Here is a 20,537-nt window from a genome sequence, read left to right as displayed (position 1 = left end):
TTGACGGCAGCGCTGGCGGTCTTAACTTCAGTCTTGGTCATGGTGGCGTTCCTTCGCGGGAATCGGTGACGTGAACAATCACCAGCCTGCCATGACCGCCCCCCTCTCAGCGAATTTGCAGAACTCTCAGCACACTACCCGGCGATATCGGTACTTGCGCCTCAATGTGTCGGGTTCCGGACATAGATAGTCTTTGGGGGGACGATGTTTATCAATTGTTCAGCGGGCGACCGGCATCATTTCCGTCCTGGTCCAACGGAACTGTGTGCCGTCGCTCCAGATGCGATGGGTAGCGTGGCTGGTTCAGGCGCAAATTTCCGCGGTGACGATTGCCGGCATCTTCAGTTTCAGCGTCTGCAGACCGCCATCGACCTCGCGCTTCACCGTGGCCTTGTCGCCATCATAACAACCTTGGAAGCAAACGTGCCTTGCGCCCAGCCGAGAAGTGCGGCCAGCGCCTGGCCGGTCTGGTTCGAATCGTCGTCGATCGCCTGCTTGCCGAGAATGACGAGACCGGGCTTTTCCGCCTCGACCACGCCCTTCAGCACTTTGGCGACACCCAGCGGCTCGGTCTGCTCGTCGGTCTTGACCAGGATGGCGCGGTCGGCGCCCATGGCGAGCGCGGTGCGAAAGGTCTCCTGCGCCTGCTGCGACCCGATCGAGACAACGATGATCTCTTCCGCCTTGCCGGCCTCCTTCAGCCGGATTGCTTCTTCCACCGCGATCTCGTCGAACGGATTCATCGCCATCTTGACGTTGGCGAGTTCCACCGCCGAACCGTCCGCCTTCACCCGGACCTTGACGTTCGCATCCACAACCCGCTTCACGGGAACGATTATTTTCATTTGCTTGCTATTCATGGTTGTCTTGAAATGTTGCGAAGGAAACCTACGGCCAGGCCAAGTCTACGTTGCCCACTAAGTTTTGTCGGACCCGCACTAGGCACGTTGCAACCCAACGGAAGAGCAGTATTTCCCTACAGCCTCGACAGTCGTGCACAGGTTATTGCTTCGCCCGGTCCCCATTTGGATCGAAAAATGCCCGCAGCGACGCGTCGGCGTCGTAGAGCTTGCCGGCGATCTCAATCTCCCATCGACTGTTTTCGATCAAGTCTTTCGTGACACCGGCGGGATGGTTTACATATCCCAATCCGATTGACGTACCGATTGTGAAGCTCTTCACACCAGATGAAATATAGCCGACAATCTGCCCGTCGCAGAGGATAATCTCTTCGTGAAAAAGAACAGGTTTCTCGTCACGAAGCTTGAACGATACCAGTCGTTTTTTTAACGGCCCACTATTCTTCTGAGCGAGCACCGCCTCTTTTCCGATAAAACCGCCTTCCTTATTCCAGTCAATTGTAAATCCTAGGCCGGCCTCAAGCAACGTGTCGACGGGTGTAAGATCCAGCTGGTATTCTCTGTAAGCGCGTTCGGATCGTAGATGTTCTAGTGCGTGGTATCCTGCAGCCTTCAGCCCATACGCTTGGCCGGCCTTCCAAACAACGTCAAACACGTGCTGAGCCATTTCGGCTGCAATATGAAGCTCCCAGCCAAGCTCTCCGACATATGTCAGCCTATTGGCTATTACGCGAGCGTACCCGAGGTCGATTTCCTGACTGGTGGCGAATGGGAACGCTGTATTTGCCAGATCTGTATCGGTAACTTGGGATAGAATCTCGCGCGATTTCGGTCCCTGCAACGACAAGACTGCATACGCCGAGGTGACGTCAGTGACCGTGACATTCCATTCGGCTGTAATATGTCTTGTAATCCAAGCTTTATCCCGAGGATGGACAGTCGCTGATGAAATAATGAGGAACTCCGTCTGCGACAAGCGATTTACTGTTATATCCGTCTCTATTCCGCCTTTTTCATTGAGCATATGAGTATACACCAGCTTCCCTACCGGCACATCCACATTCGCTGCGCAAAGCCGCTGGAGGAAACGACATGCATCACGACCTTGAACCAGATGCTTGCCGAATGAGCTTTGGTCTAACAGGATGGCCTCGTTGCGGGCGGCCTTGCACTCCTGGCTGGTATACTTGAACCAGTTCGGCTCATCATAGGAATAGAGGTTTTTGGTCGATTCTCCCTCGCCCGCGAACCACATGGGGCGCTCCCAGCCCATGCCTTCGCCAAAGCTGGCTCCAAGCTTCGCCCACCGGTCGTGAAGCGGGCTTTTGCGAACACCTCGGGACGTCTCAGGCTGGTAAGCTGGCCAATGCATCTTGTAATGTAGGCCCATTACTTCGGCTGTTCGTTCGTGCAAATACCGTTTGTTGATCTGGAAAGGGTGAAACCGCGCGACATCGACGAAGCTGATATCCATCTGCGGCTGGCCCGCGATGATCCACTCTGCCAGAGCTCGCCCTGCTCCCGCGCCGTATTCAATACCCTCCGAATTATACCCAGCTGAAACGAAGAGATTTTTCAATCCGGGGACTTCACCAATCATAAACAGAAGGTCGGGCGTGAAACTTTCAGGACCATTGAAAAACTTTGCAATACCGGCATTCGCCAGCTCAGGAACAATTTCTATTGCCTTGCTCATTGGCAACTCGAAGTGGTCCCAATCTTCCGGGAGCTCGATGAAGGCTGAGTCTTTCGGAAGCTTTTCCATCGGAAGCGGCTTTCCCCAAGGCTCAAACGCGCCCACAAGCAGCTTCCCCGTGTCTTCCTTCAAGTAGACGTGGCCGTCCGTATCGCGCAGCACGGGCAAGGTCGGTGTCACGAAATCCATGGGTTCGGTCACAATATAAAAATGCTCTGCCGCGTACAGGGGAATCCGCGCACCCAACTTGGACGCAAGATCTCGGGTCCACAGTCCGCATGCGAGTACGAGAATTGCAGCTTCTACAACACCTTCGCTGGTTCGAACCTGATAATGGCCTCCTGGTGTTTGCCAGAGGTCTTTGACTTCGGAATTTTCGAAGATCTTCACACCGTTTTGCTTGGCGCCCATCGCCAGCGCCATGCATGTGTCGACTGGATTGGTTTGACCGTCTCCAGGGATAAACACTGCACCTTCAATGATTGACGAATTGAGGGCTGGATATAGCCTCTTCGCCTCGCTCGGCGAGATCATATGGGCCTCAAGCCCGAAACTCTTGGCAATTGATGCATTGCGTGCAGTTTCATAGAAGCGCTCTTTGGTTCTAGCGACCCCAAGCGTCCCATTTTTCTTGAATCCGGTCGCTTGCCCCGTCTCGGACTCGAGAGCGGAGTAGAGTTCCGCGTTGTATTTCGCGATCTCGGTCAGCGCGTGAGTACCGCGAGTCTGCATAATCAAGCCAGCAGCGTGCCAAGTCGTGCCGGAAGTAAGGCTGTGGCGCTCCAATACCGCAACATCCTTTTTACCGTTTTTTGCAAGATGGAAGGCGACGCTCATTCCCGCAATTCCTCCACCAATCACGAGAATCTCGTGATGGCGAGCGGGTAGTTCACGGGGGCGGATGGGCGAGCTGGTGATCATATGCATCCCTGTTCGATTCAGGCGGGGTCGCGCCAAGGCATTTCCATCGTCAAGCAGATTGCCCTCCGGTGCTGCCGCACCGCCGGCCAACATCAATCTTTCCTTTGTGACAGACTAAGGGACGATGCCGGTCGAGATGGTGCTACTTGTGAAGAGAGACGATGTTATTCTGCATATTTGGCCGCCTACTCGCCGAAGCTGTGCACCACATTGCGAAAAGAGGCGATAGCCGAACTGTATTGCGCCGCGTTACACATCTCGGCTGCTATGCAACTGGGACCTGGGTATTTTGCCGCTTGGTCCGCATCAATCACACCTAGGGCGGTGGGCTGTTTGTCGCCGTGGCCGCGAGCCACCACATCCAAAACAGGGCCTACGAAGGTGCCGGCTTCGCGCGCTCAATCACCACCTCGATTGCGGTTAGGCAGCCGAAGTGGTTTCCGCTCGCCGTGTCGCGTGTCGACTAACCTTCTTGGTGGGAGGTATCGTGCCGCTACGTCAGGATACAGATCCTGACCGAAATAATGTACTGAGGCACCACCGGCCCGCGCGTCGGCCAAGCGAGCGCAGCGCTATCCCTTCTGGCTGCGGGCTAGTCTAGGCTTAGGCTAGTCGAGAAGCCGTCCGGCGTCGGAAGTCCCCGCCCGTCGGTCTTGATGGTTTACCGCCGGGATGAAATTGGCCGCGAGGCGACGAACTTCAAGGGTCGGCGTCCCTGGCCACTGGACTACTTCCTTAATCCCCGGGCTGCGGAACACCCGCATCGTCGAGCCTTCGTACTTGATAGGCATCAGTGTCATCTTCGAGGTGCGGCGGAGAAGCTAAAGCGCAGCGCCGTCGTACTGACCAGCCACAACGCGCCACATGTTCGGGAGGTGATTGATCACCGCGATACTGCGCTTACAATCCAGACTTCAATGCGACCTAGACAGACGCCAGGTGCACCTGCGCAATGCAGCCGGGCGTCACCGTCGTCGCTCCCGGCGGTCGATGGAGCGGCGACATCACCACCACACACCGCGTTGGATACGATGCAAGATGATAAAATCCCGCTCTATCATTAGTCGACATTGATGCGGCCCATGCGACGATCATTCGAACGCGGCTATTTATCCGCATCGGTCATGCCCGCTTGCTCAAAGTCAAAGATCAGACACCGCTTAACGTACTGCGTATCGGACTTCTCATTCTGGCGATCTTCGCCCGGGCGCCCAAGCATACCGACGAAGACACGGGCGCCTATTTGGCAGCTCGCGTCTTCGTCGTTTGCTCAGGGCACGCCACACTAGCCTCACCGAAAGCTGAGCGTCTCTGATTGCCACTGGGTGAAAATTCGGCGCCAGGAGTAGGGCTCGGGAAGCGAAGCGTACTAAAAGCGCGCGATCAGTCCAGGACTATCAACTCGCGGGCGACATCGGCTAGCCGCTCACCACCTTTTTCGGTAACAACAAACGACTCCGATATTGCGGCCCCGAAGGCAGGAGGCCTCACGCCTGATTGGAAATGGAAGCACATGCCCGCTTGGAGAACTGTCTTTTCGCCGGCGCGAATGCTTACCGTACGTTCGCCCCAGTCCGGCGGGAAGTTCATGCCGATTGAGTAGCCGGAACGGCCTTTTTTCACGTATCCGTGGCGGTTCAGGACCCTCAGCCAGACGGTGTTCAGCTCGTCGACGACTACACCCGGCTTCGCCATTTCAAGGACAGCGTCGCCACCTTCCACTATGGCATTGGCGAGATGGTGGGCCTCTTTAGGTGGCTTTCCCATGTAAATGGTACGTGTCAGCGGCGCATGATAATGGCGCCTCGCTGCGCCAATTTCCAAGAGAACCAACCCCGACGAAGGCAAGGGCTTGTCGGACCATGTGAGATGCGGCGCGTTCGTCTTCTCGTCTACCTGAATCAAGGGACAAAGACTGGTATAATCACCGTATTTCCCATCAACGCCTCTGGTCTGAGAGGCATAAATCTGAGCCACAATTTCGTACTCAGGAACTCCCGGCTTTAGATTCGCGATCGCCTCCCGCATGGTGTGACTGACAATCCGCCCCGCTTCTCTCATATAGACCAGTTCAGCGTCGGATTTGACGAGGCGAGCCCAATTGACGAGCCCGCGGCTGTCGGAGAAATTTGCATTTGGAAGGCCTTTAACGAGGTGCTGGTGCGCGCGCGCAGTGTAGAAATGCGCATCAAGCTCAACCCCTATGCGGTCAGATCCCCATCCGCGTGATTTTATCATTTCGCTGACTTCGTCGTAGGGGTGCAGCTCCACATGATGAAGTCGGTCATCGGAAAAATTGATAATGTTCTCAGCAGGCAAGTCCGTCGTGGCACGGGCGCCGTTTACGTCAACCAGCCGCCCGATCCAAATCGGCGTATCCGACTTGAGGTGCAGCAGAACCACTTGAGGTGTGTAGAACGACCAGGCGTCATAACCGGTCAGCCAGCACATATTAGCGGGATCCTGGCAAATTAGCAGGTCAAGTCCTGCTTGCTCCATCCGCATCTTGACGTCATGGACACGGCGTCGATACTCCGCAGGAAGGAAGGGTTTCTCATAGTCCATTTCGTCGTCGTCCTCTGCACCTTGTTGATTGACCGGACCAAGCATTCTTTCCCTGCCCATCCGTACTGGCTGACAACTTAACATGGTTCGAAAGACCGCTTTGCGCGGACCCTCCCCGATTTCCGCAGAATACCTGCATTTTTGCGGGTTTGGTGCGCAATTGTGCTGCGCGTGCGCTACGGTTGGCTCCCCACCATCCGGCCGAACAGCGCTTCGACATAAGGTCACCGATGGCTTGATTGTCCAACCAAACGACGGCCTCGGTCCCCACAGCAGCGCACTTCTGGCCTGAGATTGGGCGCGCGGCAGCACGATCAGACGGACCACCGCGACACGGACCCCGCATGACCATCACAATGATGGTCCCAGGAGACTGTAAAAGAAATGTCTACAAAAAGCCCGTTGGTGGTAGTAAGGGCCGCCTGTGCAAGGCTCTGGCGCGGTCCCGCAAAGCCACGTGGTAATCCTCCCACACCTAAGCTATTTTCAGATCCGGCCGATCTCGACAGTTCCTCAAGCGGCGCGACGAGATCTCCGGATTGTTAGGGAAGGCAAGACATAATCATGCCGCCATCTGCATGCCGCAGCTCGCCTTGAAGACACCCGTCAGCTGTAGACATACTATGAGCAGTTGTCCTATATTGACTCTGCCAGGGAGGACCGTAACTTGGCTCATGCTGAAGCTTACGTCCGCAACTGACGATGATGGGTGCGTTCGTCACCTTCGGAACACCGCACCGCCAGGTACCTGCTTTAGGAGTCTCTGAAGCAAACCTCACGTTGCGCGCTATGCGGCCTTCGCCCCTCGGCCATCACACCCTCAACCACCTCGCCGAAGGAGGACGGTGTCGGCACGATGACCACGCCGGCATCGCGCAGGATCTCGACCTTCTCTTGCGCCGACTCGCCGAATGCCGAGATGATCGCGCCGGCATGGCCCATGCGTTTGCCCTTCGGCGCCGAAAGTCCTGCGATGTAGGCAATCAGCGGCTTCTTCATGTTGTCGCGCGCCCACAGTGCTGCTTCCGCTTCCTGCGGCCCGCCGATCTCGCCAATCATCACCACCCCATCGGTGTCTTCGTCTTTCTCGAACAGATCGAGCATGTCGCGGAACGAAGAGCCGTTGATAGGGTCGCCGCCGATGCCGACACTGGTCGAGACGCCGATGCCCAGCGCTTTCATCTGCGAGGCCGCCTCATAGCCGAGCGTTCCCGATCGCCCGACAATGCCGACCCGTCCGGGCAGGTAGATCGAGCCGGGCATGATGCCCATCAGCGCCTGGCCGGGCGTGATGAGGCCGGCGCAATTCGGGCCGACCAGCCGCAGCCGGTCCTCGTAGCGGTAGCGGCGCATGTAGCGCTTGACGCGCATCATATCTTGCGAGGGGACGCCGTCGGTGATGCAGACGCAGAGCTTAATACCGGCGTCCGCCGCCTCCATGATCGAATCGGCAGCAAAGGGCGGCGGCACGAAGACGATGCTGGCCTCCGCGCCGGTCTCGCGCACCGCGCCCTTGACCGTGTTGAAAACAGGCCGGCCGAGATGCGTCTGACCACCCTTGCCAGGGGTGACGCCGCCAACCACCTTGGTGCCGTAGCGCTTCATGTCCGCGGCATGGAAGCTGCCGATCTTGCCGGTGAAGCCCTGGACGATGACGCGGGTGTCGCGGTTGAGCAGAATTGGCATGGCTTTAGCTCCCTCAGTTGGCTTTTTTCATAGCTGCGGCGCGCCATGCGGCGACAGTCTTCTCGGCCGCCTCGGCCAGCGTGTCGGCGACGATGATCGCCTCGCCCGACGCGGCAAGGATGTGCTTGCCTTCCTCGGCCCTGGTGCCGGAGAGACGGACCACCAGCGGCACGTTGACGCCGACCTCGCGTATCGCCTTGATGACGCCTTCGGCTACCCAGTCGCAGCGGTTGATACCGGCGAAGATGTTGACCAGGATCGCCTCGACATTCTTGTCGCCGAGCACCGCGCGGAACGATTTAGCGACTCGCTCCGGCGAGGCGCCGCCGCCGATGTCTAGAAAATTTGCCGGCTCACCGCCGGCGATCTTTATCATGTCCATCGTCGCCATGGCCAACCCGGCGCCGTTGATGATGCAACCGATGTTACCGTCGAGGCCGACATAGGAGAGGCCACGGTCGCTGGCGAAGGTCTCGCGCGGATCTTCTTGACTCTTGTCGCGCAATTCGGAAATTTCGGGACGGCGAAACAGCGCGTTTTCGTCAAACGACATCTTGGCGTCGAGCGCCACCAGATTGCCGTCACGCGTCACCACCAGCGGATTGATCTCCAGCATCGAGGCGTCATAGTCGCGAAACACGCGGTAGCAGCCGAGCAGCGTCTCGGCGCCTTACCGATCATGGAATTCTCGAGGCCGAGCCCGAAGGCGATTTCGCGCGCCTGGAAATCCTGCATGCCGGCACCGGGATCGACGGTGGCGCGAATGATCGAATCGGGCTCGTTCTGGGCGATCTCCTCGATCTCCATGCCGCCCGAGCCGGAGGCAACGATCATCACTCGTTCGGATTTGCGGTCGACCACGAAGCCGAGATAGATCTCCTGGACGATGTCGACGGCCTCCTCGACATAGAGCCGGGACACCAGCTTGCCGCGCGGCCCGGTCTGGTGCGTCACCAGCTTGCGACCAAGCATCGCTTCGGCGGCCGCCGAAATCTCGTCGTCGCTTTTGCACAGCTTGATCCCGCCGGCCTTGCCCCTGGCGCCGGAATGGATCTGCGCCTTGACAACCCATCTGTCGCCGCCGATCTCACTGGCGCGATAGGCTGCCTGTTCAGGGCTGTAGGCCAGCCGGCCGCGCGGAACATGCACCAAATAGCGCGAGAGGAGTTCTTTGGCCTGGTATTCGTGGATGTCCATGTTGAACCCTTATCTGCCTAGTGCGGTCTGGTTGATTGCCTCGTGCACGACCAGCACATTGCGCGCCATGCGTTCGGGCGTCGATCATCTTGCCGTCGAGGGAGGCCGCACCTTTGCCTTGCTCTTCCGCTTCCTTGAGCATTTCGATGATGCGGCGGGCGCGCGCAACTTCGGTTTCCGGCGGCGAGAACACCTCGTTGGCGAGCGCGATCTGGGACGGAGTATCGCCCACTTGCCTTCAATGCCAAGTGCGGCGGCGCGGCGCGCGGCGGCGCTGAAGCCTTCGGGATCGGAGAAGTCGCCGAACGGTCCGTCGATGGCGCGCAAGCCATAGGCCCGGCAGGCGACTGTCATCCGCGACAGGGCTGCATGCCACTGGTCGCCGGGATAGTACGGGTTGAGACCGCCGATGCTGACCGTGCGCGCCTTGCAGCTCGCGGCATAGTCGGCGACGCCGAAATGCATGGCTTCCAGCCGGCCGGGTGTCGCGGCAATCGCCTCGACATTGGCCATGCCGAGCGCGGTCTCGATCAGCGCTTCGAGGCCGACGCGGGTCTTGAAACCCTTGGCCATCTCGATCTGGTTGGCCATGGCCTCGACCATGTATAGATCGGCCGGCACGCCGACCTTCGGCACCAGGATGGTGTCCAGCCGGTCACCGGCCTGTTCGATCACGTCGACGACGTCGCGATACATGTAGTGGGTATCGAGGCCGTTGATGCGCACCGAAACTGTCTTGCCCTTGGCGCGCCAGTCGATGTCGTTGAGCGCCTGGATGATGTTCTTGCGGGCGCGCTCCTTGTCAGGCGGCGCAACTGCGTCCTCGATGTCGAGGAAGACGAAGTCGGCGGCGCTGCTGGCCGCCTTATCGATCATCTCCGGGCTGGAGCCGGGAACGGCCAGCTCGCTGCGCTGAACCTGAGTTCCTTCAGGTGGTTGATTGTGTGGCTCATGTTGCGTCTCCCCTGCACCTGGGCTGTTTGAGCGAGCCAGGCACATGCCCGCCTGTGTTCCGTTACAAGCTAGCACGACGCAGAAGCGGGGTTTGTGCCGCCGGCCCTTAGCGGCCGCACAATATCTGCGTTTTTCCCGCGGTTGCGCAGCCAATCCTCTCTTTTCGTGATTTTTGCATCGCCTACCCCGGCAGGCTGCGACCGATGAGAATGCAACCGCAAATTTATCTTGGGCTCACAAAGGAACAGAAGACTGAGGCGAGTCTAAGGATTGGCCAAATCTGATTTCTAAAAGCACGGAAGCGATGGCTAAACAGCAGACCCCTGTTATGGGGCTCACCACATCACCCAATCGCTCTTTCAGGCGAGAGGTTATTCGATCCTCGAACCGCCGCGACAACTGTTGTAACTTGATCGGCGTGTAATGCCTATCCTAAAGTGGCCGCAAAATCCCCGCAGCGACGCAGAGCTACCGGCAGGGGTGACGCCACCTACCAGCCAAGCCTTGAGGGTTCACGCCTGACCGTCGTGGCCCAGCGGACATTGGCAGGAGTTCAGGGGCCTACCCTAAACCAAACAGACATCACACGGAGAAAAACTCAGCAGAACACCATTATTCGCAGGAGAACGCCTTGGAGACCGTAGATTGTGCTGCCAATCGCCGCACTTGCGTGGCTAGTTTGATGAAATCGAACATTCGACTTGGAGTCACAATGAAAGGTTCAGCAACCACCGCATTAAGAGGGCTCAAACGGCAGGACCTTCTGCAAAAGTCCGCGTATGTGAAGGGCGCTTGGCTCTCTAAGGTTGGAACACTCCCTGTGGTGGACCCGGCGACTGGCGAGGAACTGGCTCAGGTGGCAGCCTGTGAGATGTCCGATGTGGACACTGCGGTTAACTTCGCGAGAACGGCATTTCTTCGGTGGCGCGATGTTCTTCCTTCGGAACGGGGCACATACCTGCGGAAATGGGCCGCCGGGATGCGTGAGAATGCGGAAGACCTTGCAGTAATCATGACCGCCGAGCAAGGCAAACCGTTGGCCGAGGCGCGTAGTGAGATCTCATATGCCGCTAGCTTTCTTGACTGGTTTGCAGCTGAGGGCGAGCGGGCCTACGGCGAGACCATCCCGAGCCATCTTACGGGAAGCCGACTCTCCGTGCAGATCCAGCCGGTCGGAGTGACGGTCGCTATAACCCCTTGGAACTTTCCGTCGGCGATGATCACCAGGAAGGTAGGAGCGGCGCTGGCTGCTGGCTGCACCATGATCGTCAAGCCCGCCCCCGAGACACCATTGTCGGCTCTGGCGCTTGCACGTCTAGCCGAGGACGCCGGAATCCCCTCGGGCGTTTTTCAGGTGATCACGGGAGAGGCTCCGCCGCTCGCGAAGCGGCTGCTGGAACATAGCGATGTGCGGGCATTCTCCTTTACGGGCTCGACCGAGGTGGGTCGGATCCTGCTCGAGCAGTCCGCAAAAACCGTAAAGAAGGCTTCACTTGAGCTTGGCGGCAATGCTCCCTTTATCATTTTCGATGACGCTCCGTTGGAGACCGCCGTGGTTGGTTGCATGGCAGCCAAATTCGCCACATCCGGTCAGGACTGCCTGGCAGCCAACAGGATCTATGTCCAGCGGGGAAGCTATGACCGTTTTGTGGAAGAATTCGCGAATGCAACCAGCAAACTGAAGGTCGGGCACGGATTGCAGCCTGGTATCGACATTGGTCCTATGACCAAACCATCTATCGCCGAAAAGTGCAGGCGGCAGGTTTCCGAAGCAATCTGTGCCGGAGCCAACATAGTTGTTGGCGGACAGGACAGTCCGCTCGGGGGGAATTTCGTCACCCCTACCGTTCTCGCCGACGTCACGGACGACATGCTGATCGCCAAGGAAGAAACTTTCGGCCCGGTGGCGGCAATCTTGATTTTCGACGACGAGGCGGAAGTTCTCGCCCGGGCCAACAACTCGGAAATGGGCCTTGCGGCTTACGTGTACACAAGAGATCTGAACCGCGCCATGCGGCTGACCGATCAGTTGGAGTACGGCATGGTCGCCGTCAACACTCCGAAATTTACCGGCGCTCCCATACCCTTCGGCGGATGGAAGCAATCCGGACTCGGTCGCGAGGGCTCAAGACATGGTCTGGCCGAATATCTCGAACCCAAATATGTGTGCATCGGCAACATCGCAGCCTGAAAGGAAAGCGCCGTGACTATAAATATCAAGAATATCAGCGAGAAAGATAGAAACGCTGTTCTACATCCTTTCACGCAACTCAAGGACTTTGCCACCGGCAAGCTTGGCGAGCCAACGATCGTCGAGACCGGGAAGGGAATCCGCATCCAAGACGCGCATGGAAACAAGTTCATCGATGGTTTTGCCGGTCTTTACTGCGTCAATGTCGGCTATGGCCGCACCGAAGTGGCAGAAGCGATCTCGCGTCAGGCCTATCGGCTAGCTTATTATCACTCGTATGCGGCGCACACGACGGACGAGCTCGCGATCCTCTCGGATCGCCTCGTGAAGATGGCACCTGGCAAGATGAGCAAAGTGTTCTACGGGATGTCCGGCTCGGACGCAAACGAGACCCAGGCCAAGCTTGTTTGGTACTATAACAATCTTCGTGGCAAGCCGAACAAGAAGAAGATCATCTCGCGTGAACGCGGTTATCACGGGTGCAGTGTCGTGTCCGGCTCAATGACCGGCATGAGCTTCTATCACGACCACATGGATCTCCCACTCCCCCAGATCGTTCACACCGGTGTTCCACATCACTACTGGGGCGCGAACTCAGGCGAGTCCGAACGCGAATTTTCAGCGCGGCGCGCCGAGGAACTTGACCAGCTGATCAAACGCTTGGGCCCAGACAACGTTGGCGGTTTCATCGGCGAGCCGGTGCTCGGCACGGGCGGCATCACGCCTCCGCCGGAAGGTTACTGGCAAGCAATCCAGCCCGTGCTCAAAAAGCACGATGTTCTGCTCATTGCAGATGAAGTCATAACCGGCTTCGGCCGGACTGGCTCCATGTTCGGCTCGCAGCACTATGGTATCGAGCCAGACCTCATCACGATCGCAAAGGGTCTGACTTCGGCCTATTTCCCACTGTCCGCAGCTGTCGTCGGTGAAAAGGTCTATAAGGTCCTGGAGGACGGGGCGGACAAAGTCGGCGCATTTTCGCACGGTTACACCTATTCAGGTCACCCGATCGGGGCTGCCGCGGCCAACGCAGTTCTGGACATCGTCGAGAAAGAAGACCTTCCGGGGAACGCTGGCGAGGTCGGTGCATTTTTCCAAGCGCAGCTGAAAGAGAAATTCGCGCAATTGCCGATTGTCGGCGAAGTGCGCGGCGTCGGTCTTATGGGCGCAATCGAGTTTGTGGCCGATCGAGACAACAGGAAGCGTTTTGATCCGACACTCAAGGTTGGTGCACGCATTTCCAAGGCAGCGCGCGACCGCGGTCTGATCGCCCGCGCCATGCCACATGGCGATATCCTTGGCTTTGCCCCACCGCTCGTCACTACCAAGGCTGAGGTGGAAGAGATTGTTGCAATTGCCGAAAGCGCAGTGCGCTTCGTCATGGATGAGCTTACGCGAGACGGGCTTAACATCTAGACTGGCAGCAGCCGAATGCGATGGCGAGATGCTCTGAAGGTCTGCCCGATCGTTCAACAGGCGCAGCTTGGCCCCGTCTTCGGAGCGCTTCACCGGTGACAACGTGATTGGGCAGATCAAGGACGCTTATCGGAGAATCATTGGCCCCGACCGCAACGGGGCGGCGCCGAAAGCGCCCAGGCAGGAGAGGAGAGTCTAGCTCGGAACCCGAGGCGATCGCGTCGGGCCGGCAGGCTTTCTCTAGAATGCTGCCGAATACGGGAAAGGAACCAGCCGGGGTGCTAGACTTACAGTCCACATGCCGAAACTTTTGCTTTTATCTCCTGCCGGCCTTTTCGCTCCAGGCCTTCTCGTCGGCAGTAGAAGCGCTGAGGCTCGCCAATGAGGTGTTGGGGCGGGACGTGTATAGCTGGCAAGTCATTTCGGACGATGGGCAACCTGCGGCCTCGAGTTGCGGGTTGTTAGTTTGCGCCGATTCTTCGTTAGTATTCGAACGTGAAAGAGCTCGTCGATCGATCTCAGCACGAGATGTTGTGGTTGTCGGCGGCCGCAATGCTCCTAGTCCGCACAAACAACTTGATGCCTGGCTACGAGAGTGTCGGAACCGCCGCGGCAGCCTGGTAGGGATAGGTAGCGGTACGATTGTGCTTGCTCGGGCGGGACTTGCAGAAGGGCGGCGTTGCGCGGTTCACTGGGAGCAATTTCCTATGTTCTCTGAGCGGTTCCCAAGTGTGCTAGCCGCTCAAACCGCGTTCGAGCAGGACGGGCTCTTACACACTTGCGCTGGGGGCGACGCCCCCTTTGACATGTTTCTCGCCTTGGTTGACCAGCATCATGGGACGCGGATCGTCAACCGTATTTGCGAAAAAGCTATCGCGTGCAGGACCCGTGCAGCGGGCGACCGCCAACGTCTACCCCTTCATTCTAGAGTGCAACTCAATCACCAAGCAGTCATCAAGGTAATCGACCAGATGGAATCAAACCTCACGGAACCATTACTACTGGACGAAATTGCGGGGTCAGCCGGCCTATCGCGGCGTCAAATCGAGCGGCTGTTTAGGCGGGAACTGGGATGTTCTCCGAGCCGCTATTACTTGGATCTTCGTCTGGAACGGGCGCACCTACTTCTCATCAGCTCGCGTCTGCCGGTTGTTGAAATTGCGATGGCTTGCGGCTTTGTGTCTGCATCACACTTCTCGAAAGCGTACCGCGAGGCCTACGGATGCGCGCCGCATCAATCACGATTACCATTCTACCAACGAAAAAAATTGCAGTTGCACCGTCCGCATGAAAATAACGCCCTGCAAGTCGATCGGGGGGACAGTAGCGAAAGGGTGCCCAATTGCCACTAGCTGCGAGCCGTGTTGGCCCTTGGGGTCGGCTACGGCGCTTTTTGATGAATGCCTAAGCGTACCAAGCCAGCGACGGGGCATTCGAAGAGGTGCGGGTTCGGCGAGTTCTTGTAGAGTTCCACTGCAAATCGGCTCAGCCCGCCTGTTTGCCATAGACGCTCCGACGATAGAGAAGATGATCTCACTTATGATCCCATTGCCTTTCCACCCGTACGAATACCGGAACAGGCTTTCCGCCATTCGCGTGGAAATGGCGCGCCGCAACCTTGATCTGCTGATCGTCAACGACGTCGCCAACCAGCACTACATCAGCGGCTATGACGGCTGGTCGTTCTACACGCCGCAAATGGTGCTGGTGCCGCTCGCCGGCGAGGAGCCGGTCTGGATCGGCCGCGCCATGGATGCAGCGGGCGGGCTGCTGACGGCGTGGATGAAGCCCGAGAACGTCGTCGGCTTCCCGGAAGATCATGTCCAGCGTGCCGACCGTCATCCAATGGACTGGATTGCCGATTGGATCACGAAGAAGGGCTGGGGGCGCGGCAATATCGGTATCGAGCTCGAGGCCTACTACTATTCTCCAAAGGCGCATGCGCGGCTGACCACGCGCCTGCCCAATGCGACCTTCCACGACGCAGACCTTCTGGTGAACTGGATCCGCAGCGTCAAATCGGAGGGCGAGGTCGAGTATCTCCGGAAGGCCGCGCGCCTGGCCGAGGCCGCGGTCACCGCGGCCTATGAGGTGATTGCCCCGGGCGTGCGCGAGTGCGACGCCATCGCGCAAATTCAGGCCGCCCAAATAGCCGGCTCGCTGGATTTCGCTGGCGACATCACCGCGCTGCCGCCGACTATACTGGGTGGCGAAAACGCCTCGGCGCCGCATATAATGTGGAGCGACCGCCGCTTTGGCGACAACGAAACCATCGCGCTCGAACTCGCCGGTGTCGTCCGCCGCTACGCCGCCGGTCTGGCGAGGACGCTTCAGCTGGGCGCCATGCCCGCCAAGGTCAGCGACACCGGCAAGGCCGTACTCGAAGGCATGGAGGCTGTGCTTGAGACGATCGGGCCTGGCGTCGTGGCGGAAGACGTCGAGGCGAGCTGGCGGAAGGTTATCCAGCGCTACGGCCTGAAGAAGGAGTCCCGCATCGGCTATTCGATCGGCGCCGCCTATCCGCCGGACTGGGGCGAACACACCATCAGCCTGCGCCAGGGCGACAAGACAATCCTGAAGCCGGGCAACGTCCTTCATTCTATCCTGGGCATGTGGATGGACGGCTGGGGGATCGAAGTGAGCGAAACGATCCTCGTCACCGCCGACGGCTGCGAAACGCTGACCAGCTTCCCGCGAGAGATTCATGTCAAACGCTGAGACAAGCAGTGGATTGATGGATCTCGCGCTGGAACGCCGGATGATCGAGATCCGCCGCCACCTCCACCGTAATCCGGAGCTCTCGAACGAAGAGAGCGAGACGCAGGTCTATCTTAGAGAGCTGCTCGAAGAAGCCGGGTTGAGCGGCATCAGACCCGTGGCCGGCTTCGGTCTCGCCGTCGATGTCGTCGGTGCGGCCGGTCCTTCGAACCGCAAGGTCGTTATCCGCGCCGACATCGACGCGCTGCCGATCACGGAAGCCTCGGGCGTGCCGTTCAGCTCCGAGCGCCCGGGCATCATGCATGCCTGCGGCCATGACGCTCACGCCGCAATGGGCTACGCCGCCAGCGTTCTCCTGGAGCGCCAGAAGCAATCGTTCAGCGGCACCGTTCGCATTATCTTCCAGCCCGCCGAGGAGGCGGAGCCGCTCGGCGGCCGCCGGGTGGTCGAAGAAGGGCTGCTGGACGACATCGACGCGGCGATCGGCATCCATGTCGATCCTTATACCGCGACCGGAAAGATCGCGGTCGGCGCGGGGCCGTATACGCTTGCGTGCGATATTTTCGACATCACCGTCACCGGGAATTCCGCGCACGCCGCAAAACCTTCCGAAGGCGTCGACGCCATCGCGGTCGCCTGCTCGATAGTGACGGAACTGCAGAAGATAGTGTCCCGTGAGATCGATCCGTATGACCCGCTGGTTGTCTCCATCACTGGCATCGAAGGCGGCGGCGCCTACAATGTGATCCCCGCCGAGGCCAGGCTGAAAGGCACGATCCGGAGCGGGCATGAAGCGACCCGCCAGCATGCTTGGAAGAGGCTGCGTCAGATTGCAGAAGGCGTGGCTTCAAGCCACAACGCCAGTGCAGAGGTGGACCTGAGGTGTGGCGAACCACCGGTCATCAACGATCCGGACATGGTGGAGATCATCCGCCGAACCGGTGCCGGCCTGCTGGGACAGGACAATATGCTGACCGCGCCAGGCTGGACCGCCGCCGATGATTTCGCTTTCTACAGCGAGAAGTGCCCTTCGGTCTATTTCCGGCTGGGCATCCGCAACGAGGACCTTGGCTCGGTCTATCCGCTTCACCATCCGCAATTTCGGGTCGACGAACGGGCATTGTCGATAGGGGCTCTCGTCCTCTGCGACTCCGCGCGAAATTTCCTGATGTCGCCCAACTAGCGGGTTGGACGACCCAATGCCCCCTCGCGCGTCCCACCGCGACGAACCACACAAATTGCCATCACGTAGAGTTTTGCCGACACGGGCAATCCGTGTGAATGAGGGTATGAAAGGATGAAAATGCTGAATAATAGTCGTTCCCATGGACTCTGGGAACGAACCGCGCCAGAGGCTCCAGGTACTAGCATTCTCCAATACGCCCATAAGCAAGATGTAGCCGTAGTTGGCGGCGGATACACCGGCTTTTCGACGGCATTGCACTTAGCACAGGCCGGTGTAAGGGTCAGCGTGCTTGAGGCGGTGGAGATTGGCTTTGGCGCCTCTGGGCGCAATGCTGGCTTAGTCAATGCCGGCCTATGGATGAAGCCGGAGGATGTGAAATCAAGTCTAGGCGGACCTTTTGGTGAACGGGTCCTCCAACTTCTCGGCAATGGGCCTGCCGAGGTTTGGTCTCTTATCGACAAGCATGTCATCGACTGCCAGGCTGTAAGAAACGGTACTCTTCATTGCGCCGTCGGCGAGCCGGGACTTAATGAACTCCGGGAACGCGAACGGCAGTGGCAGAAACGGGGGGCGCCCGTGAAGCTCCTCGATGCAGAGGAGACGGCGGCACGTATTGGTACAACAGCCTATTCCGGCTCACTTCTCGACCTGCGCGCGGGAACTATCCAGCCACTCGGCTATGTGCGAGGACTTGCACGCGCTGCTATCTCCGCAGGAGCCAAGGTATATAGTTCAAGTGGAGTTACCGAGACCGAGCGAGCAAACGGTAAGTGGACGGTGCGCACAGCGAGCGGATCGGTCGAGGCCGACTGGATCGTAGTTGCAACGGACGCTTACACTAAAGTGCCCTGGCAAGAGCTTAGGCATGAGCAGATACATCTTCCTTATTTCAATGTCGCGACCCGACCGCTTTCGGACAAACTACAGAACTCGATTCTTCCCAACCGCGAGGGCTGCTGGGATACGAAGAAAATCTTGAGTTCGTTTCGGCTGGACCGCGAGGGACGGTTGATTTTCGGCAGTATCGGCGGGCTCGGGGGTACCGGTGCCAGGATCCACCGAGCATGGGCCACGCGTGCCATTCGCAAGCTCTTTCCGCAGATCGGTGCAGTTGAATTCGAAGCCGATTGGTATGGTATGATTGGGACAACAAGTAACCACCTGCCTCGTTTTCACCGCTTTGCACCGAATGTAGTCAGCATCTGCGGCTATAACGGCCGTGGAATTTCGCCAGCCACGGTCTTTGGGCGTGTGCTGGCCGACCATATTCTCGGGAATGTCGGAGACGCGGATCTACCACTTCCCGTCACTACCCCGGAAACCCCGGCTTTCCGTGCGCTCAAGGAAAACTACCATGAGATGGGGGCCCAACTGGCCCACCTCGTCGACGCTCGGCTCTGAAACGACACGGTAGTGACCTTGCGCGCGCTAGCAATCTTTAGCTTCTTCCGGACGACCCTCCCCCCCGGGCGCATCTGGAGCCGCATTCCCCGACCAGCACACGCGTCCTCGATAGGCGCTGGACATCCGCTTTTATGCAACTTGCAGCGGCCCAACGCCGAACTCCTGCGTCGAGGGAGCGTAATTCGTGTAAATCGGCCCATTGAATGCGCTACAACTCTACAACTATAGGCAATCAGCAAGGATTTTTTCGCAAAGGATTCCCAAGTACGCCACCTCCCAAGGCGCACCGGCCCGGCAGCGAGCTCAGTCTCCTGCCGGGCGTTCAATTTTGCTGAGAGTCTGCTCACGTTAGCCGCCCTCGGGGCCTCAACGGGTTTTGACCCGGTGCCAGCTGGTAGCTGCAAAACAGGAAGACGGTGCTCGATTATGCCTGGAACCACCGACTTACTCAACATCGTAAAGGCAAAAAAGGCAGTCGTGGCAGCCGAGAAATCAACCAATCGGCTCGTCGAAGGCAAAACGTATGCAGCACGAAGATACTCATCCGTCCATTCCCACAACGTTGCCCCGCTTCGGAAACCGGTGTTTCGTTCGATCTGGATATCCACACAAATGTCTAACCTGGGATGGCTCGTGCAAACAGTCGCCATCAGTTGGCTCATGGTCACCATTTCCGCTCCCAATCTGATGGTCGCGCTCGTGCAGGCTGCCTCTACATTGCCAGCATTCTTTTCTCTCCATTCTTGCCGGAGCCATTGCTGACAATTTCAGCCACCGGGGGGGTGATGTTTGGCGGCCAATGCGTGATCGCATTGGCATCCAAAACGCTGACGATACTGTGGGCCTGGGATTTGTCCATCCTTGGCTGATACTGGGTTTCCTAGCTGGCTGCGGCTTCGCCTTGAATGACCCGGCCTGGCATGCTTCCGACGGCGATATCCTTGACAAACGCGACATTCCGGCTGCGGTGACGCTAATGTCGGTCGGATACAACATCGTTAGGAGCATAGGCCCGGCTCTGGGTGGCGTTTCCTGGCCTTCTTTGGACCGTTGGCGCTTCCGCCCTCGCAGCCCTGAGTGATCCGGCGCCTCCAATCGCACTTGGCCCACCAAATGGCACGTTCGCTCTTCTCCTCTCCCCTGTTGAGAACGACGATGGCGATTCATGACGGAGTGCGCTTTACGGCGTTGTTCTCGGAAATCAGAGCGGCAATCGCCCAGGCAACCCTGTTCGGCATGGCCAGCGTTTCCATTCTCGCGCTGCTGCCTCTCGTCGTGCGGGATAAGCTGGCAAGAGGGCCGATAGTCTATGGCATTCTGTTGGCCAGTTTCGGCATGGGTGCATTCATCGCAGGGATGAGCAACGGCTTCTTGAGGCGGACTGTCTCTCAGAATTCGCTGATGGCGTTCGCCTCGATGGCTTGTGCGGCATGTTGCCTTTCGCTGGCTCTGACCTTATCGGTCGCTGTGGCAGCGCGCATAGCCGGCCTCGATGAAGTAATTTCTGCATTCGGTTGACGTGACAGTGCCGAGGATTTGGCCGATGCGTCACAGACGGTCTCGACCGTTCGCTTAGCAGCCTTGCGCAGCCAATGCTTGAGCTTGGCGAAGAATTTCTCAATAGGGATGAGGTCGGGGGAGGCCTCTCATTGCGGCCTTCTCATGGCTGCGGGCCCGTATGGGAGTTCGAGTATCAGGTCCACATCACTGGAACGCGCTCGAAGCGCTCCCCATGCGCCTGGT

12 protein-coding genes and 3 pseudogenes are annotated in these 20,537 nt (G+C 58.5%); 9 read left to right on the top strand and 6 right to left on the bottom strand.

The features are described 5' to 3' along the window. Positions 1-247: 247 nt before the first annotated feature. The 6 genes and pseudogenes from NKJ76_RS31065 to NKJ76_RS31040 form a co-directional block, all read right to left on the bottom strand. Positions 248-845, bottom strand: a pseudogene (locus NKJ76_RS31065) (electron transfer flavoprotein subunit beta/FixA family protein); the annotation flags it as partial. Positions 846-1,002: 157 nt separating this feature from the next. After that, the gene (locus NKJ76_RS31060) at positions 1,003-3,570 is read right to left on the bottom strand and encodes a GcvT family protein (protein WP_352539130.1); all 2,568 of its coding nucleotides are present in this window, start codon (positions 3,568-3,570) and stop codon (positions 1,003-1,005) included. 1,290 nt (positions 3,571-4,860) lie between these two features. Continuing rightward, positions 4,861-6,087 (bottom strand): M24 family metallopeptidase, encoded by a 1,227-nt coding sequence (locus tag NKJ76_RS31055; RefSeq protein ID WP_352539129.1) that lies wholly within the window; start codon positions 6,085-6,087, stop codon positions 4,861-4,863. A 708-nt stretch (positions 6,088-6,795) separates the two neighbouring features. Next, positions 6,796-7,728, bottom strand: coding sequence for a succinate--CoA ligase subunit alpha (sucD, locus tag NKJ76_RS31050; protein WP_352539128.1), 933 nt, complete (start codon positions 7,726-7,728; stop codon positions 6,796-6,798). A 13-nt stretch (positions 7,729-7,741) separates the two neighbouring features. Further along, a pseudogene (locus tag NKJ76_RS31045) lies at positions 7,742-8,925 on the bottom strand (malate--CoA ligase subunit beta). Between the two features lie 9 nt (positions 8,926-8,934). Further along, positions 8,935-9,878, bottom strand: a pseudogene (locus tag NKJ76_RS31040) (HpcH/HpaI aldolase/citrate lyase family protein). A 713-nt stretch (positions 9,879-10,591) separates the two neighbouring features. On the opposite strand from NKJ76_RS31040, the gene NKJ76_RS31035 reads away from it, so the two are divergent. The 9 genes from NKJ76_RS31035 to NKJ76_RS30995 all read left to right on the top strand — a co-directional run bounded on the left by NKJ76_RS31035 (position 10,592) and on the right by NKJ76_RS30995 (position 20,312). After that, entirely contained in the window at positions 10,592-12,070 is a 1,479-nt protein-coding gene (locus tag NKJ76_RS31035; protein WP_352539127.1) for an NAD-dependent succinate-semialdehyde dehydrogenase, read from the top strand. A 12-nt stretch (positions 12,071-12,082) separates the two neighbouring features. Continuing rightward, entirely contained in the window at positions 12,083-13,486 is a 1,404-nt protein-coding gene (locus tag NKJ76_RS31030; RefSeq protein WP_352539126.1) for an aspartate aminotransferase family protein, read from the top strand. Positions 13,487-13,731: 245 nt separating this feature from the next. Then, positions 13,732-14,838 (top strand): GlxA family transcriptional regulator, encoded by a 1,107-nt coding sequence (locus NKJ76_RS31025; protein WP_352539125.1) that lies wholly within the window; start codon positions 13,732-13,734, stop codon positions 14,836-14,838. Between the two features lie 187 nt (positions 14,839-15,025). Then, positions 15,026-16,204, top strand: a complete 1,179-nt coding sequence (locus NKJ76_RS31020) for a M24 family metallopeptidase (RefSeq protein WP_352539133.1) — start codon at positions 15,026-15,028, stop codon at positions 16,202-16,204. A 16-nt stretch (positions 16,205-16,220) separates the two neighbouring features. Next, positions 16,221-17,387 (top strand): M20 metallopeptidase family protein, encoded by a 1,167-nt coding sequence (locus tag NKJ76_RS31015; RefSeq protein WP_352539124.1) that lies wholly within the window; start codon positions 16,221-16,223, stop codon positions 17,385-17,387. Positions 17,388-17,507: 120 nt separating this feature from the next. Then, positions 17,508-18,791 carry an NAD(P)/FAD-dependent oxidoreductase gene (locus NKJ76_RS31010; RefSeq protein ID WP_352539132.1) on the top strand — a complete coding sequence of 428 codons (1,284 nt, stop codon included), beginning with the start codon at positions 17,508-17,510 and terminating at the stop codon, positions 18,789-18,791. Positions 18,792-19,220: 429 nt separating this feature from the next. Further along, entirely contained in the window at positions 19,221-19,556 is a 336-nt protein-coding gene (locus tag NKJ76_RS31005) for an MFS transporter (protein WP_352539123.1), read from the top strand. Continuing rightward, complete coding sequence (locus tag NKJ76_RS31000; RefSeq protein WP_352539131.1) at positions 19,501-19,875, top strand: MFS transporter; 375 nt, start codon at positions 19,501-19,503, stop codon at positions 19,873-19,875. The genes NKJ76_RS31005 and NKJ76_RS31000 overlap by 56 nt, the downstream gene beginning before the upstream one ends. Positions 19,876-19,949: 74 nt before the next feature. Beyond that, entirely contained in the window at positions 19,950-20,312 is a 363-nt protein-coding gene (locus NKJ76_RS30995; protein WP_352539122.1) for an MFS transporter, read from the top strand. The last annotated feature ends 225 nt before the right edge of the window (positions 20,313-20,537 follow it).

The sequence above is a fragment of the Mesorhizobium sp. M0029 genome, assembly GCF_040323735.1.
Classification (GTDB): Bacteria; Pseudomonadota; Alphaproteobacteria; order Rhizobiales; family Rhizobiaceae; genus Mesorhizobium.
The sequence above is the reverse complement of the archived record's forward strand: the minus strand, read 5'-3'. Positions and strand labels throughout refer to the sequence as shown.

Excerpts from the sequence above, each read along its gene's own strand:
- NKJ76_RS31035 (WP_352539127.1), top strand. The coding sequence starts at position 10,592 with ATGAAAGGTTCAGCAACCACCGCATTAAGAGGGCTCAAACGGCAGGAC.
- NKJ76_RS31060 (WP_352539130.1), bottom strand. The coding sequence starts at position 3,570 with ATGTTGGCCGGCGGTGCGGCAGCACCGGAGGGCAATCTGCTTGACGAT.
- NKJ76_RS31025 (WP_352539125.1), top strand. The coding sequence starts at position 13,732 with ATGCTGCCGAATACGGGAAAGGAACCAGCCGGGGTGCTAGACTTACAG.
- NKJ76_RS30995 (WP_352539122.1), top strand. The coding sequence starts at position 19,950 with ATGGCGATTCATGACGGAGTGCGCTTTACGGCGTTGTTCTCGGAAATC.
- sucD (WP_352539128.1), bottom strand. The coding sequence starts at position 7,728 with ATGCCAATTCTGCTCAACCGCGACACCCGCGTCATCGTCCAGGGCTTC.
- NKJ76_RS31055 (WP_352539129.1), bottom strand. The coding sequence starts at position 6,087 with ATGCTTGGTCCGGTCAATCAACAAGGTGCAGAGGACGACGACGAAATG.
- NKJ76_RS31005 (WP_352539123.1), top strand. The coding sequence starts at position 19,221 with ATGCCTGGAACCACCGACTTACTCAACATCGTAAAGGCAAAAAAGGCA.
- NKJ76_RS31010 (WP_352539132.1), top strand. The coding sequence starts at position 17,508 with ATGCTGAATAATAGTCGTTCCCATGGACTCTGGGAACGAACCGCGCCA.
- NKJ76_RS31020 (WP_352539133.1), top strand. The coding sequence starts at position 15,026 with ATGATCCCATTGCCTTTCCACCCGTACGAATACCGGAACAGGCTTTCC.
- NKJ76_RS31015 (WP_352539124.1), top strand. The coding sequence starts at position 16,221 with ATGGATCTCGCGCTGGAACGCCGGATGATCGAGATCCGCCGCCACCTC.